The sequence below is a fragment of the Actinobacillus pleuropneumoniae genome, assembly GCF_003290385.1.
In the GTDB taxonomy this organism is placed as follows: Bacteria; Pseudomonadota; Gammaproteobacteria; order Enterobacterales; family Pasteurellaceae; genus Actinobacillus; species Actinobacillus lignieresii.
On the sequence record NZ_CP030753.1, the window covers coordinates 300,737 to 314,860 of the forward strand.

The window sequence follows — 14,124 nt, forward strand, 5'->3', positions numbered from 1 at the left end:
CACTCCGTGCTAACAAATATTAATGACCGGCAAACTCAACTAATGTGAATGAGTTGATACCTTCTTTTTCTAAACGTTCTTTACCGCCTAAATCCGGTAACCAAATCACAAAGGCGGCGTGTTCTACTTTACCGCCTAAACGACGAATTAATTTTGCCGTTGCATCAATCGTACCGCCGGTGGCTAATAAATCGTCCACCATTAATACGTTATCGTTTTCTTTTACTGAATCTAAGTGGATTTCCAGCGTATCTTCACCGTATTCTAGAGCGTAAGATTGTGAAATCACTGCACGAGGTAATTTTTTCGGTTTACGCACTAATACAAACGGTACGCCTAATGCAAGCGCTACCGGTGCGCCGAAGATAAAGCCGCGAGACTCGGTTCCGACTACTTTAGTAATGCCTTTATCTTTAAATTCGGCAACGATGGCATCTACGGTGGCTTTGAATGCTTCCGGCACTTCTAATAATGAGGTAATGTCACGGAAAATAATACCTGCTTTCGGATAGTCAGGAATCGATTTGATGGAAGATTTGATTAAATCTAATTGGTTCATGTGGTTCATGGTTAGACCTTAAAAAATAGCAAAATAACCTGAAGAATTTAGCAAAATTGAGCAAAATTACAAGGAAAATTTAAGGGAAATCAGTAATTCGGCATCATTTTCAATGTGATTAGTCTATTTTTTATATAAAAAATTATACAAATTTATTGATTGCATAGAATATTTTATATATTCTGTATAAAAAATTCTACGGAGATACTATGAACCAAATTCTTATCCCTTATATTTCGATGGCAGAGATGTTAGTTGAAACGTTTGGCAAAAGTTGTGAAGTTGTTTTACATGATTTAAACCGCCCTGAGCATTCGGTTGTGTATGTTGCCGGCGATGTTACACATCGTAAACCGGGGCAGAATTTTGACCATTTGGTTAAGGAAGTGATGTTATCGGATAAGCTGAATAATAACTATGTAGCCAATTACTATTTTGAAGTCAAGGGTAAACTTATTCGTTCATCCACTCAACTGATTTTTGACCAAAACCAACAGCTGGTTGGTGCTTTATGTATCAACATTGACACAACACCGATTACTGAGCAAATCGCTTACTTAAATACCTTATTGCCTAACCTAAATCAAATAAAACAAACTGAGAAAACGCTAGAAACAGAAGAACTTCCGCTCTCTGCAATGGTAGAAAATTTAATGGATAAAATTTTAAACGGGCAATCTGTTCAGACGATGTCTCGGGATGAAAAAATTGAAAAGATTCGTTTTATGGAACAAAAAGGCTTGTTTTTAATGAAAGGCAGTATTGAGAAAGCTGCTGAAAAATTAGGCGTGAATAAAGTGACTATTTATAGTTATTTAGATGAAGTAAGAGGAAAACGTTAATGGAAATTATTCTACCGAATCAAAGTAAAGGACATTATTCACCGGCAATAAAATCCAATGGTATGTTGTATGTATCGGGACAACTTCCATTTAATACCGAAGGAAAAATTGTTGGTAATATTGCCGCTCAAACCAAACAAGCTCTCGCTAATTTAGCTCAAGTACTTTCTGCTGCCAAGCTTAGTACCAATGATGTAGTGCAATGCCGTGTGTATATTCCCGATGTAGCTTATTGGGATACGGTAAATCAAGTTTATGCCGATTTTTTCGGCTCACATAAACCGGCTCGTACTGTTGTACCTTGTGGTAATTTGCATTACAACGCACTTATCGAAATTGACGCGGTTGCCGAATTTGCTTAGGAGAATTAATATGAAATTTATCTGTAATCAATGCCAACAAACCGCATCGGTATCTACTCGCCAAGCAAAATGTCAATGTGGCGGGTTATGGTCATTAGATTATCAGCCGCCTAAATTTGATCTCAATCAGGTTGATCGCCATGAGTGGAGCTTATTTCGTTATCGAAAATTTATTGCTTTGCAAGATGAAAGTTGGCGTGATATTTCCTTGGGCGAAGGAATGACGCCGATAGTTCGCTTTGATGAAAATGTATTATTAAAAATGGATTATTTTATGCCAACGCTTTCCTTTAAAGACCGCGGTGCGGCGGTACTTATCAGTCATTGTAAGTCGATTGGTGTTGAATCGGTGGTACAAGATAGTAGTGGTAACGCAGGCAATAGTGTTTCAGCCTATTGCGCTAAAGCGGGTATTCAATGTGAAATTTTTGTACCGGAAGGAACATCGCCGAAAAAAATTAATATGATTGAGGCACATGGTGCTAAAGCTAATGTGATTAAAGGTAGCCGTGATCATTGTGCAGATGTATGTCGTGCTAAGGTTGAAAATGAGGGCGTTTATTATGCTAATCACGTGTATAACCCCTTCTTCTACGAAGGTACGAAAACCTATATTTATGAAACGTTTGAACAGCTCGGGCGGATTCCAAAACATATTGTCGTTCCGGTTGGAAACGATACTTTGTTTATTGGTGTCATTAAAGGACTAGAACATTTGTTGGAAAGTGGCGTTATTGATGAAATGCCAACGATTATTGCATTACAAAGCGAATATTGTGATCCATTATTGCAAGCGGTCAAAAAAGGGCAAAAATTTGCAGAACAGGTTGAGATTAAGCCGACTATCGCCGAAGGTATTGCCATTGGACAGCCTATGCGAGCAAGTGAAATTTTAGCTTATGCGGAAAAATATGCGATTCGTTTTGTTCATGCACCGGAAGATAAAATTATTGCGGCACGAAACGCTTTGGCCAAAAAAGGGATTTATTGTGAACACACTACCGCAGCCAACTATGCGGCTTATCTTCACTACTGTGAGCTATATGGTGCAGTAGAAGATTGCTTAATTACGATGTGTGGTACCGGACTCAAATCGGATCATTAACTAAGGAAAATAATATGTCGGAAAAAACATTCGAAAATTTGACCGCACTTTTAGACCAATATCAAGCTCGTTATCGAGTAGTCCATCATACTAGTGCCGGTAAATCGGAAGAGGTTGCGAAAATTCGTGGTACGGAAATCGGGCAAGGGGCAAAAGCCTTGGTGTGTAAAATCAAAGGAAATGGTATAAAACAAGCGGTACTGGCTATTTTACCAGCCGATGAGCAGGCGGATTTAAATCAAATCGCCCAATACTTAGGCGGTACAAAGGCGTCTCTTGCCAGCCCTAAAGAAGTTGATGAACTTACGGATTGTGTATTTGGTGCGATTCCACCTTTTAGCTTTCATCCGGATCTTAAACTTATTGCAGATCCTAGTTTACTTGAACGCTACGATGAGATTGCTTTTAACGCCGGCACATTAGAACGTTCAATTATTTTAAATACGCAAGATTATGCACGTATTGTGCAGCCGACATTAGTCTGTTTTGTGAAAAGAGAGATATAGAAGCCACTCGGTTTTAGATAAAATTTAATCGCTTTTATGTAACTAATTACATAATGTTAAAAAATACGAAAAAAAGACCGCTTGTTTTTGGCGGTCTTTATCAATCTAATCTATCCAATATCTTTAGCGAGATAATGCAGTACGCCGCCAAAGACCTTTTCCAGATTTTCGGTCGTAAAGGTGGTTTCGGTTTTACCTGCAGCGAGTAAGGTGCGGTTTATCATCAATACTTGATCACAAAAGCTCGGTACGCTGTTTAAATTGTGCGTTGAAACTAAAATTAAATGCCCTTCGCTACGTAACTGTTGCAATAATTCCACAATGGCATTTTCGGTTTTTACATCAACACCGGTAAACGGCTCGTCAAGCAAAATAATTTGGCTTTCTTGCGCTAATGCTCGAGCAAGAAACACGCGTTTTTTCTGCCCGCCGGAAAGTTCACCGATTTGGCGATGCTGCAAGTGGCAAATATCCACTCGTTCCATCGCTTGCATCACTTTTTGTTTATCAAGAGATGAAGGACGGCGTAGCAATCCCATATAACCGTAACGTCCCATCATAACGACATCGTAAACGGAAACCGGAAATTGCCAATCGACCTCTTCACTTTGCGGTACATAAGACACCAGATTTTGTTTCAATGCTTGTTGAATCGGCATTCGGTTTAACAGAATTGTACCGGTTTGAGGTTTAACTAATCCCATTAAACTTTTAAATAGTGTGGATTTACCGCCGCCGTTTACGCCGATTAGGGCGCAAATCGTACCGTTTTGCAGTTGGAAGGATACGTCATATAAGGCTAAATGCCCGTTATTATAACGGACACTTAGCTTTTCAACGGAAATAGAAGTAGGAATGGATACCATGTTATTTTTTACTTTTTTCAAAACCGTCCACAATTGTACTTATAGTGACTTTTAATAGATCTAAATAAGTTGGAACAGCACCATCCTTAGTTGAAAGTGAATCAACATATAACACACCGCCGTATAATGCACCGGTTTCTTTAGCAACTTGTTTAGCCGGTTTATCCGATACGGTGCTTTCGCTGAAAACAACAGGGATATTGTTGGCTTTTACACCGTCAATTACTTTTTTCACTTGTTGCGGCGAGCCTTGCTCTTCAGCATTAATTGCCCAGAGATAAAGCTCTTTTAATTGATAGTCCTGTGCTAAATAACTGAATGCACCTTCACTGGTTACTAACCAACGTTGTGCTTCCGGAATAACGGATAGACGTTGGCGTAACGGTTCGGCAATTGCTTTTACTTTTTCTGCATAAACTTTAGCATTTTGGTTATAGCTTTCGGCATTTTTCGGATCGTATTTCACTAATGCGGCACGAATATTTTCAATATATTGCAATGCATTAGCCGATGACATCCAAGCATGCGGGTTCGGTAAGTTTTTATATTCACCTTCGGTAATTGCAATTGGTGTGATGCCTTCGGTTACCACAACGGCCGGTTTACCTTTTACATTTTCAAAGAAACGTTCGAACCAACGTTCTAAATTCATACCGTTCCATAAGATAAGATCCGCTTTTTGTGCTTTAGCAATATCTTTCGGTGTCGGTTGGTAATCATGAATTTCCGCACCTGGCTTAGTTATGGATTCGACAACCGCTTTATCACCGGCAACATTTTGCGCAATATCTTGGATCACGGTAAATGTTGTGACGACTTTGAATGGCGCAGCCATAGCGAGTGTTGCGCTTAAACCTAATGCAACCACAAATACTTGTTTTAAAAATGAAAGTTTCATAGTTTCTCCTTTTAATCATGAATTTCATTCTGAATGAAATTGAGAATAAATCTCAATTAATAATAATTATAAACATTTTATGGGTTTAGGTAAACCGGCAATTTTGGTTGCTTGTTTTGCTGGGCCGTCAGGAAATAAACGCTGCAAATAACGGCTATTTCCTTTCTCTTCGCCGAATTTTTGCGCCATCGCTTTAACTAGCATTCGGATTGCCGGAGACGTTTTGTATTCTTGATAGAAATCACGGACTAGAAAGATAATTTCCCAGTGTTCATCAGTGAGTTCAATTTGTTCTTTCTTGGCAATTTCAATTGCAAGCGCTTCCGACCAATCTTCAAGATGAGTTAAATAGCCTGAAGCATCGGTTGGATATTTTTTTTCGTTTAATTCAATGTAATGCATATAAATAAAAAGTGCCACGGACGTGGCACTTACTCTCAAATTTGTTTTAGATTAATCGTCACTACTTAATACACCGAAGATTTGTAATAGGCTTAAGAACAAGTTGTAAATAGATACGTATAAATCCACTGTCGCACGGATATAATTGGTTTCACCGCCGTGAATAATATTGCTGGTACCCAGTAAAATCGCACCGCTTGAGAACACGACAAATAATGCGCTCATTGCAAGACTTAATGCCGGAATCGCTAAGAAGATGTTAGCAATAATCCCAACGAGTAACACCACAAATAATGCCATCATCATACCGGATAAGAATGACATATCTTTTTTGGTCGTCAGCACGTAAGCCGAACAAGCAAAGAATACTAATGCGGTTGAACCCAATGCAAGAGCGACAACATCGCCTAAACCCGCGCCGATATAGCGGTTTAAAATAGGTCCTAAGGTGTAACCTAAAAAGCCGGTTAAAGCAAATACGCTTAAGATACCCGCACCGCTGTTTGCAGTAGCATTAGTAAGAAATAATAAACCGTAGAAACCGATTAATAATCCCCACCACGGTAGCGCAGGTGTGTTCATTGACATTGCCGCAAAAGCAATAACGGCCGAGAAAGCCAATGTCATTGAAAGTAATAAATAAGTATTACGTAATACTTTGTGGGTACTAAGTAACGATTCGTTACCCGCCGCACCGCTAATTACACGATTTTCCATATTGTTTCCTTTAAGTTGAACAAAACTTTTATTTATATATGGACAGACTTCCATAAATCAAGTGTAAATTAGCGACAAATTTAGCCAAAGTCAATTGACTTTATCTATACAATAGTTAAAAATTTTCTTATGAGTGTGATACACTTAGATAACCGAACGTTTACTTTGCAAATGCCACTATATGAAACTAAATTTTCCTACCTATTTAACCTTATTTCGGGTTGTACTCATTCCTCTGTTTGTGATTGCCTTTTACTTGCCTGCCGATTGGTATGCCGCTGAAATTTCAACGCTGATTTTTTTTATTGCGTCCATTACCGATGCTTTTGACGGTTATTTGGCAAGAAAGTGGAATCAAACTACTCAATTAGGTGCGTTTTTAGATCCGGTTGCAGATAAAGTATTGGTTGCGGTGGCATTAGTATGTGTAGTGGAATATTACCATACGTGGTGGATTTCTATTCCGGCGGCAATTATGATTGCGAGAGAAATTATTATTTCGGCATTGAGAGAATGGATGGCGGAATTAGGCGAACGCGCCAGTGTAGCGGTTTCTATGTGGGGAAAATTTAAAACCACCGCACAAATGTTGGCGCTTGGCGGAATGTTGTGGCGGTTTAATTTTGCGATGGAAGTGCTTGCTTGGATTTTACTGTATATTGCCGCCGGTTTAACGCTCTGGTCAATGATGCAATATTTAAATGCGGCAAAAGGCAGTTTATTAAAATCGTAATTAAAGAGAACCGAAACGATATAAGCGAGATAATATCTCGCTTTTTTTATGCGTAAAATAAATTGAAATGACAATTGTTTTTATTTAAACTTAAGACCTTTTTTAAAAGGAGACTCATAATGCATAAAAAAACAATATTTAAATTAAGCTTAATTAGTTTAGCCGTCGCCGGCTATGCGGAAGCTAATCAAGCTACACTTGATACGGTGAAGGTTCAAGCTCAACCTACGGTGAATCATACTAGAAATATCAGTAACCTGCGCGAATTACTGGCTAATCGTACGGACATTAACGTCGGTGGAGGTAGCGTGTCCGCACAATACATTTCGATTCGCGGATCAGGACAAGATCGTATCGGTATGATTGTCGATAATACTTCGACAAATACTCAACAGTGGTATCACCAAGGTCGTTTCCAACTGGATCCGTCTATGGTGAAATCGATTAAAATCGATAAGGGCGCCGGTTCCGCCAGTGCCGGTATCGGTATAACGGACGGTGTAATCCGTGCGGAAACGGTATCGGCAAAAGATTTATTGAAAGACGGCAGATCATTCGGTGCGCGTATCGGTTCCGAATATAACAGTAATCGCGGCATTAACGATTCGCTTTCACTCTATGGACAAGCGAATAATCTGGATGTATTGCTATTAGGCAGTTGGGGAGACGATAAAAACTATAAGGCGGGTAAAGGTTATTCGGATGCGGTGAATAAAAATAGCCGAGTAGTGAATAATACCGCTCGTCGTCAAGGTAATTATTTGGCGAAATTCGGCTATGATATTACCGATAAACAGCGTATCGGCTTAAGTTTCCGTCAAGAGTCGTTTTATGGTGCGGGACAAGATCGTTTCGAGATGATTTTTAATAGCCGCCCGGTAAATGCGAACACGACCAAACGTACCTACAACCTTGAGTATGATGCGAAAGACATCGGCTTTGCTCGAGACGTTAAAGCGAATGTGTTCCATATTTTAGGGACGGATAAGCGAGAAGATTATCAGCAAAATAAATTAACCGGTTATCAACGTAGTTCTAAAACCAAAACAACGGGGGCTAATTTAGGCTTTACCAGCGAATTTGGCGGAGAGCATCTGTTTAAATATGGTGTGAATCTGCGTAAAGAGCAGACAGGTAGTCAGAATTCGTTCGGCAATATTAAAGGCGAACAAAAATTCGAATACGGATTATATGCCGAAGGGATTTGGTCTTTAGGTAAAGTGCTGACCTTAACCACAGGGTTACGTTATGATTACTATGATTTGGATACAGCGGGTAAAGTGGATAAAAACGGTAAACCGCTTGCCGGTAATAAATCGGTATCCGATAAAAGATTAAATCCGAGTTTCGGATTGATTTGGGACATTACACCGAATTTTGCTTTGAATGCTAAATTAAATTATGCAAGTCGCAGCCCTATTTTAGCTTCGGCAAATACCATAACCGATAACCGCGGTTCATTAGATAAAGCCAGAGGCTTACGTTTTATCGATCCTAAATTGAAAACCGAAGACGTACGTTTGGCGGAAGTCGGTTTTGAATGGAAATATGCCGATTTTAATTTAAAAGGCAGCGTGTTCGAGCAAAGAGTTAAAAACTTCTATCAAACGACCAACAGTATCATTAGCAATGCGGGAACCTTAAAAACGAAAGGTTATGAAGCCGAGTTGGATTATCAATGGAACGCATTAAAATTAACCGCCGGTGTGGCGTATGCCGATCCGAAAGCGGACTTTGCGCTTTCTAATGATCCGCTGAATGTTATTCCGCAAGGTCGTCAATGGAGTACCGGTGTTTCGTATAAATTTGTTGAACCGAATTTAGAGATCGGTTGGTTAGGTCGCTATGCTCAGTCTAAAGAGTATAAAACGGGCGCTGCGCCGAAAGTCGAAACGAGAAGACGTATCGGATACGGCGTACATGATATTTTCGTAAACTGGCAGCCGCTTAATCAAGACAACTTCAATGTGAATTTCACGGTAAAAAACATCGGTAATAAATTCTATCGTAGCCACAGCCAAAGAAATCTTGAAGTCACGCCGCCAAGCCCGGGACGTGAGTTTAAAATCGGTATGAACTATAGTTTCTAATGGCGGTTTAACCGAATAATTTTGCAAAAGCGGTTGTTTTTACGACCGCTTTTTGTTTATGCACGGCAGGCTTTGAGAGGGAAGTACACTAATGATTAAATATTGGTTATCATAGAGTTAATTTCTATTTAATCGGATACTCAATTTTATTTATGTTTGATGCCAAAGCCTTTCTTGCCGATGTTCCTCATCTCCCCGGTGTTTACCGTATGTATGATGCGAAAAATACTATTATCTATGTCGGTAAAGCCAAAGATCTTAAAAAACGCTTATCCAGTTATTTTCGTAGCCAACTTGCCAGTAAGAAAACCGAGGCGTTAGTCGCTAACATTCATCATATCGAAACCACGATTACCCATTCGGAAACGGAAGCGTTACTACTTGAACATAATTACATTAAAGAGAATCAGCCGAAGTACAACGTGCTTTTGCGTGACGATAAATCCTATCCGTATATTTTACTCACAAAGCATCAACATCCCCGAATTACTTCGTTTCGTGGTAGTAAAAAAGTTGCCGGTGAATATTTTGGCCCGTATCCGAATGCAGGTGCAGTGCGTGAAACGCTAAACTTGCTGCAAAAACTGTTTCCGATTCGCCAATGTGAAGACAGCTACTATAAAAATCGTTCTCGCCCTTGTTTGCAATACCAAATTGGGCGTTGTCTTGCCCCTTGTGTAGAAGGTTATTACTCACAAGCGGAATATGATAACCAAGTAAATTTAGTCCGTTTGTTTTTACAAGGTAAAGACGGACAAGTGGTTGAGCATTTGGTACAAAAAATGGAAAACGCTGCGCAAGAGCTGGATTTTGAAGCGGCGGCTCGTTTTCGCGATCAGATCCAATCGGTACGAGCGGTGCAAGAAAAACAATTTGTCTCTAACGAACGTTTGGATGATTTGGATATTATTTCGATCGCTTATCAACACGGTATTGCTTGCGTACATATTTTATTTGTGCGTCACGGTAAGGTATTGGGTAATCGTTCCTATTTTCCTAAAGTGCCGAACAATACCGATTTAAGCGAGTTGGCGGATACCTTTGTCGGTCAGTTTTATTTACAAATGAACCAACATCGCACGATACCGAATCAAATTATTATCGATCAGTCGTTAAGTGAAGTGACTGCATTAGCTAATGTGCTGTCCGAACAAGCGGGGCATAAAGTCAGTATTGCCGATAAAAATATTCGTGGCGATAAAAGCCGCTATTTGGCATTAGCAAAAACCAATGCGGAAGCCGCGCTTACTTTGCAACTTAAACAAGATACGCATATTCGTCAGCGTTATGATTCGCTCAAGGCATTACTCAATTTAGCGGAAATCAAGCGAATGGAGTGTTTCGATATTTCTCACACAATGGGTAATCAAACGGTAGCTTCTTGTGTCGTATTTGATAAAAATGGGCCGCTAAAATCGGATTACCGCCGTTTTAATATTGAAGGTATTACCGGTGGTGATGACTATGCGGCAATAGAACAAGCCTTATTAAAACGTTATGACCGCAATTTAGAAGAAGAAAAAATTCCGGATATTATTTTTATTGATGGTGGGAAAGGTCAGCTGAATCGAGCGTTGGAAACCTTTACTTCGTTAAATGTCAGTTGGGATAAGCGCAAACCGTTGTTAGTTGGTGTGGCGAAAGGAGTAGAGCGAAAAGCCGGTTTAGAAACTTTATTGATCAGCAAATGGGATAAGGAAATTCACTTACCGCCGGACAGTCCCGCACTACATTTGATTCAACATATTCGTGACGAATCGCATAATCACGCAATAACCGGACACCGTAAAAAGCGCCAAAAAGCCTTTACGGAAAGTGGCTTAGAATCAATCGCCGGTGTTGGAGCAAAACGTCGCCAAGCGTTACTGAAATACCTCGGCGGAATGCAGGGCGTGAAAGCCGCAACTTTAGAAGAAATTCAATCCGTACCTGGTATTTCAAAGCAACTTGCCGAAGTGATTTTTGATACGTTACAGCATAGCTAAGTGACAAGCGGTCGAATTTACAGCATTTTTTGTAAATTCGACCGCTTGTAAATAGAGATGAGAAAGAGATGTTTGATAGCCATATTCATTTAGATCAACTCGATTCAAACCAAATAGATCGAATTGTTCGCGATCCTTTATTGCAAAGCGTATTAGCGGTCAGTACCGATTTAGCCAGTGCGGAAAGGTTACTCGCATTAAAACGGGTGTTTCCGAAAATTCAAATGGCAGCGGGATTTCATCCTGAGCAGACGTTAATTGATGATAAACAGCAACAAACGTTATTTGATTGGATCGTAAAAAATCGAGCGAATTTGACCGCTATCGGTGAAGTAGGATTACCGCATTATCTAAAACGACAGAATCCTAAGCTGGATTATCGGCCCTATCTTGCCTTATTGGAACAATTTGTTGCATTAAGCAAGCGGTTAAATTTACCGCTAAATTTGCATATCGTGCATGATGATGTGGCGATAATGCTGGATTTGCTGGAAAAATACCAAATTCAACACGCTCATTTTCATTGGTTTAAAACCGATGATGATTCGTTTGAACGTTTTCTTCGTATCCCTTATTTCGCTAGTGTTACACCGGATATTTTATGGAATCCGAAAACGCAAAAAATTGCCAAAAAATTACCGCTTGATCGCTTACTGATTGAAACCGATAGCCCGTGGCGACACGAAAGTTTGGAAAATGCGAGTATTTCACAGCAATTACAAGCAATATTGACACAATTAGCGAAATTAAGAGTAGAGTCAGAGAGCATGATTCGCTCGCAAATTAGGCGGAATTATCAGCAGTTATATGGGATAATATAAAGCCAAGGAATGTTTGGACTGCACAGAAAAAGCGGAGCGGTTTTGTTTAGGTAGGGGCGAATAGTATTCGCTCGAATAATTCACTATTAATAAGGGCTAACGCGGTTAGCCCCTATATAAAAATGTGAGGAAAATCTTACTTTTTATTTGCCTTTAGCATCGCCATTAGGTTGGCGATATTGGCTGAGGTTTTTTCGACTTTCTGTTCTTCGGTCATTTTCGGTTTTTCACTTTCCCAAACTAAATCGTCTTGCGGTAATTCAAGTAAGAAGCGGCTTGGTTCCGGTTTGATAATTTCACCGTACTGGCGGCGTTCTTTACAGAGTGAAAAGGTTAGCGTTTGTTGCGCTCGAGTAATGCCTACGTAAGCAAGACGGCGTTCTTCCTCGACATTATCTTCATCCAGACTGGTTTGGTGCGGCAGAATACCTTCTTCCATCCCGACTAAGAAAACGTGCGGAAACTCCAAACCTTTTGAAGCGTGCAGCGTCATTAATTGCACTTGGTCCGCTTCATCATCATCTTCACCACGTTCTAACATATCACGCAACGTCAAGCGGTTTACCACTTGCACTAACGTCATCGGTTCTTCAATTTCATCGCCTTCCAGCATACCTTGCACCCATTCAAACAACGTTTGCACGTTACGGCTTTGCATTTCAGCCGCTTTCGGCGAAGTGGCGGTTTCGTACAAATAGGCTTCGTATTGAATTTTTGCCAATAAATCTTTTACCGCTTCAATCGGATCAGAGCGTTCCGCTTGGTCGGCAATTTCGACAATCCAACGGGCAAAATCTTGCAATGCTTGATAGGGTTTGGGTGTCAGACGTTGAATCAATTCAAAATCGAAAATCGCTTCAAACAAGCTGACCTGTTTCTCATTGGCAAGTAAGCCTAATTTTTCCAGCGTTACCGCACCAATTTCTCGTTTTGGCGTATTAACGATACGCAAAAATGCCGCATCATCGTCTTGATTAACTACTAAACGCAAGTAAGCCATCATATCTTTAATTTCGGCACGGGCGAAAAATGACGTTCCCCCGGAAATTTTGTAGGGGATACGATTTTGCATCAGCAATTTTTCCAACAAGCGAGATTGATGATTACCACGATATAAAATCGCATAATCTTTGTATTTAGTTTTGTTAGAAAAACGGTGGGCAATCAATTCCCCGACAATACGTTCCGCTTCATGTTCTTCATTTTTGGCTTCGATAACATTTAATTTTTCGCCTTCACTTAAATTTGAAAATAAGCGTTTTTGGAAAATATGATCGTTGTTATCAATCAAAATATTGGCACAATGCAGAATACGTTGGCTGGAACGGTAATTTTGCTCCAGTTTAATCACTTTCAAATCGAAATCTTCACGCAAACGTTGCATATTTTCCGGTTTTGCACCACGCCATGAATAGATCGATTGGTCATCATCACCTACCACAGTGAAATTTGCTTCACCGCCTACTAATAATTTAATCAGCTCGTATTGGCTGGTATTGGTATCTTGGTATTCATCCACCAGTAGATAATGGACTTTCTGCTGCCAACGGGTTTTCGCTTCCGGAAATTGGCGGAACAGCAATACCGGCAGCATAATTAAATCGTCAAAATCAAGCGCATTATAGGCTTTTAGCTGATTTTGGTAGAGCCGATAAAAATGCGAAAACACACGTTCACGTTCATCTCGCACACGTGTTAATACCATTTCGGGCGAAAGCAGATCGTTTTTCCAGTTGGAAATAGTAGAAATCAATGCTTTGAGTAAATCTTTATCTTCCGCCGCATTTTCCGGTAACAAATGTTTGAGTAATGCGAGTTGATCGTGTTCATCAAACAACGTCATACCGGATTTGAAACCCAGTAATTTATACTCACGTTTTAAAATTTCAAAACCAAGCGTGTGGAAAGTCGAAATGGTTAGCCCTTTGCTGTTTTCCTTACCGATGGAATGGGCAACACGCTCACGCATTTCACGTGCCGCTTTGTTGGTAAAGGTTACCGCTGCGATTTGCTTTGGCGAGTAACCGCAATGCGCAATCAGATGAGCGATTTTATTAATGATGACACGAGTTTTGCCCGAGCCGGCTCCTGCTAACACGAGGCAAGCGCCCGTTACATATTCCACCGCTTGTTGTTGTTGATCATTTAATTTCATTTTATCTACTTTTATTTACTTTATCTTCAGTCACTTTTTAAACCGCAATATTTTAGCCGAAAGACAACAAGCGGTCGAATTTC

The 14,124-nt window shown here is 40.0% G+C and carries 14 protein-coding genes; 8 read left to right on the top strand and 6 right to left on the bottom strand.

Translation table 11 applies throughout. The features are described 5' to 3' along the window. Positions 1–19 precede the first annotated feature (19 nt). Positions 20–559: an adenine phosphoribosyltransferase gene (gene apt / locus DRF63_RS01400; protein WP_005596155.1), complete on the bottom strand. Its 540-nt coding sequence runs from the start codon at positions 557–559 to the stop codon at positions 20–22. A gap of 209 nt (positions 560–768) precedes the next feature. On the opposite strand from apt, the gene DRF63_RS01405 reads away from it, so the two are divergent. From DRF63_RS01405 to DRF63_RS01420, 4 genes are read left to right on the top strand one after another with little or no spacing between them, the layout of a single operon-like run. Next, positions 769–1,401 carry a helix-turn-helix transcriptional regulator gene (locus DRF63_RS01405; protein ID WP_005596157.1) on the top strand — a complete coding sequence of 211 codons (633 nt, stop codon included), beginning with the start codon at positions 769–771 and terminating at the stop codon, positions 1,399–1,401. Next, a complete protein-coding gene (locus tag DRF63_RS01410; RefSeq protein WP_005596159.1) occupies positions 1,401–1,763 on the top strand; it encodes a RidA family protein in 363 nt (120 codons plus the stop codon). Before DRF63_RS01405 ends, DRF63_RS01410 begins: the two co-directional genes overlap by 1 nt. A gap of 10 nt (positions 1,764–1,773) precedes the next feature. Then, entirely contained in the window at positions 1,774–2,868 is a 1,095-nt protein-coding gene (locus tag DRF63_RS01415; RefSeq protein ID WP_005596161.1) for a threonine synthase, read from the top strand. Between the two features lie 14 nt (positions 2,869–2,882). After that, positions 2,883–3,374 carry a YbaK/prolyl-tRNA synthetase associated domain-containing protein gene (locus DRF63_RS01420; protein ID WP_005596163.1) on the top strand — a complete coding sequence of 164 codons (492 nt, stop codon included), beginning with the start codon at positions 2,883–2,885 and terminating at the stop codon, positions 3,372–3,374. 110 nt (positions 3,375–3,484) lie between these two features. Here DRF63_RS01420 and DRF63_RS01425 read toward each other — a convergent pair whose 3' ends face one another. From DRF63_RS01425 to DRF63_RS01440, 4 genes are all read right to left on the bottom strand, one after another. Further along, positions 3,485–4,240: a metal ABC transporter ATP-binding protein gene (locus tag DRF63_RS01425; protein ID WP_005596165.1), complete on the bottom strand. Its 756-nt coding sequence runs from the start codon at positions 4,238–4,240 to the stop codon at positions 3,485–3,487. Position 4,241: 1 nt separating this feature from the next. After that, the gene (locus DRF63_RS01430) at positions 4,242–5,138 is read right to left on the bottom strand and encodes a metal ABC transporter substrate-binding protein (protein WP_005596167.1); all 897 of its coding nucleotides are present in this window, start codon (positions 5,136–5,138) and stop codon (positions 4,242–4,244) included. A 66-nt stretch (positions 5,139–5,204) separates the two neighbouring features. Next, positions 5,205–5,540, bottom strand: coding sequence for a TusE/DsrC/DsvC family sulfur relay protein (locus DRF63_RS01435; protein ID WP_012478314.1), 336 nt, complete (start codon positions 5,538–5,540; stop codon positions 5,205–5,207). Positions 5,541–5,591: 51 nt separating this feature from the next. Beyond that, positions 5,592–6,257, bottom strand: coding sequence for a Bax inhibitor-1 family protein (locus DRF63_RS01440; protein ID WP_005596172.1), 666 nt, complete (start codon positions 6,255–6,257; stop codon positions 5,592–5,594). Positions 6,258–6,438: 181 nt separating this feature from the next. Here DRF63_RS01440 and pgsA point away from each other — a divergent pair, with 181 nt between their 5' ends. The 4 genes from pgsA (at position 6,439) to DRF63_RS01460 (ending at position 11,886) form a co-directional block, all read left to right on the top strand. After that, complete coding sequence (gene pgsA / locus DRF63_RS01445; protein WP_005618995.1) at positions 6,439–6,990, top strand: CDP-diacylglycerol--glycerol-3-phosphate 3-phosphatidyltransferase; 552 nt, start codon at positions 6,439–6,441, stop codon at positions 6,988–6,990. Between the two features lie 119 nt (positions 6,991–7,109). Continuing rightward, positions 7,110–9,080 (top strand): TonB-dependent receptor domain-containing protein, encoded by a 1,971-nt coding sequence (locus tag DRF63_RS01450; protein WP_005596175.1) that lies wholly within the window; start codon positions 7,110–7,112, stop codon positions 9,078–9,080. A 152-nt stretch (positions 9,081–9,232) separates the two neighbouring features. Then, complete coding sequence (gene uvrC / locus DRF63_RS01455; protein ID WP_005596177.1) at positions 9,233–11,065, top strand: excinuclease ABC subunit UvrC; 1,833 nt, start codon at positions 9,233–9,235, stop codon at positions 11,063–11,065. A gap of 68 nt (positions 11,066–11,133) precedes the next feature. Continuing rightward, on the top strand, positions 11,134–11,886 hold the full coding sequence (locus DRF63_RS01460; RefSeq protein WP_005596181.1) for a TatD family hydrolase: 753 nt from the start codon (positions 11,134–11,136) through the stop codon (positions 11,884–11,886). Positions 11,887–12,022: 136 nt separating this feature from the next. On the opposite strand, the gene rep is transcribed toward DRF63_RS01460, so the two are convergent. After that, positions 12,023–14,041 (bottom strand): DNA helicase Rep, encoded by a 2,019-nt coding sequence (rep, locus tag DRF63_RS01465; protein WP_005596184.1) that lies wholly within the window; start codon positions 14,039–14,041, stop codon positions 12,023–12,025. Between the last annotated feature and the right edge of the window lie 83 nt (positions 14,042–14,124).

What these genes read in the sequence shown, in the direction of transcription:
- rep (WP_005596184.1), bottom strand. Translation starts at nt 14,041, where the DNA reads ATGAAATTAAATGATCAACAACAACAAGCGGTGGAATATGTAACGGGC.
- DRF63_RS01460 (WP_005596181.1), top strand. Translation starts at nt 11,134, where the DNA reads ATGTTTGATAGCCATATTCATTTAGATCAACTCGATTCAAACCAAATA.
- DRF63_RS01410 (WP_005596159.1), top strand. Translation starts at nt 1,401, where the DNA reads ATGGAAATTATTCTACCGAATCAAAGTAAAGGACATTATTCACCGGCA.
- DRF63_RS01415 (WP_005596161.1), top strand. Translation starts at nt 1,774, where the DNA reads ATGAAATTTATCTGTAATCAATGCCAACAAACCGCATCGGTATCTACT.
- DRF63_RS01435 (WP_012478314.1), bottom strand. Translation starts at nt 5,540, where the DNA reads ATGCATTACATTGAATTAAACGAAAAAAAATATCCAACCGATGCTTCA.
- DRF63_RS01425 (WP_005596165.1), bottom strand. Translation starts at nt 4,240, where the DNA reads ATGGTATCCATTCCTACTTCTATTTCCGTTGAAAAGCTAAGTGTCCGT.
- DRF63_RS01405 (WP_005596157.1), top strand. Translation starts at nt 769, where the DNA reads ATGAACCAAATTCTTATCCCTTATATTTCGATGGCAGAGATGTTAGTT.
- DRF63_RS01420 (WP_005596163.1), top strand. Translation starts at nt 2,883, where the DNA reads ATGTCGGAAAAAACATTCGAAAATTTGACCGCACTTTTAGACCAATAT.
- DRF63_RS01440 (WP_005596172.1), bottom strand. Translation starts at nt 6,257, where the DNA reads ATGGAAAATCGTGTAATTAGCGGTGCGGCGGGTAACGAATCGTTACTT.
- apt (WP_005596155.1), bottom strand. Translation starts at nt 559, where the DNA reads ATGAACCAATTAGATTTAATCAAATCTTCCATCAAATCGATTCCTGAC.
- uvrC (WP_005596177.1), top strand. Translation starts at nt 9,233, where the DNA reads ATGTTTGATGCCAAAGCCTTTCTTGCCGATGTTCCTCATCTCCCCGGT.
- pgsA (WP_005618995.1), top strand. Translation starts at nt 6,439, where the DNA reads ATGAAACTAAATTTTCCTACCTATTTAACCTTATTTCGGGTTGTACTC.
- DRF63_RS01430 (WP_005596167.1), bottom strand. Translation starts at nt 5,138, where the DNA reads ATGAAACTTTCATTTTTAAAACAAGTATTTGTGGTTGCATTAGGTTTA.
- DRF63_RS01450 (WP_005596175.1), top strand. Translation starts at nt 7,110, where the DNA reads ATGCATAAAAAAACAATATTTAAATTAAGCTTAATTAGTTTAGCCGTC.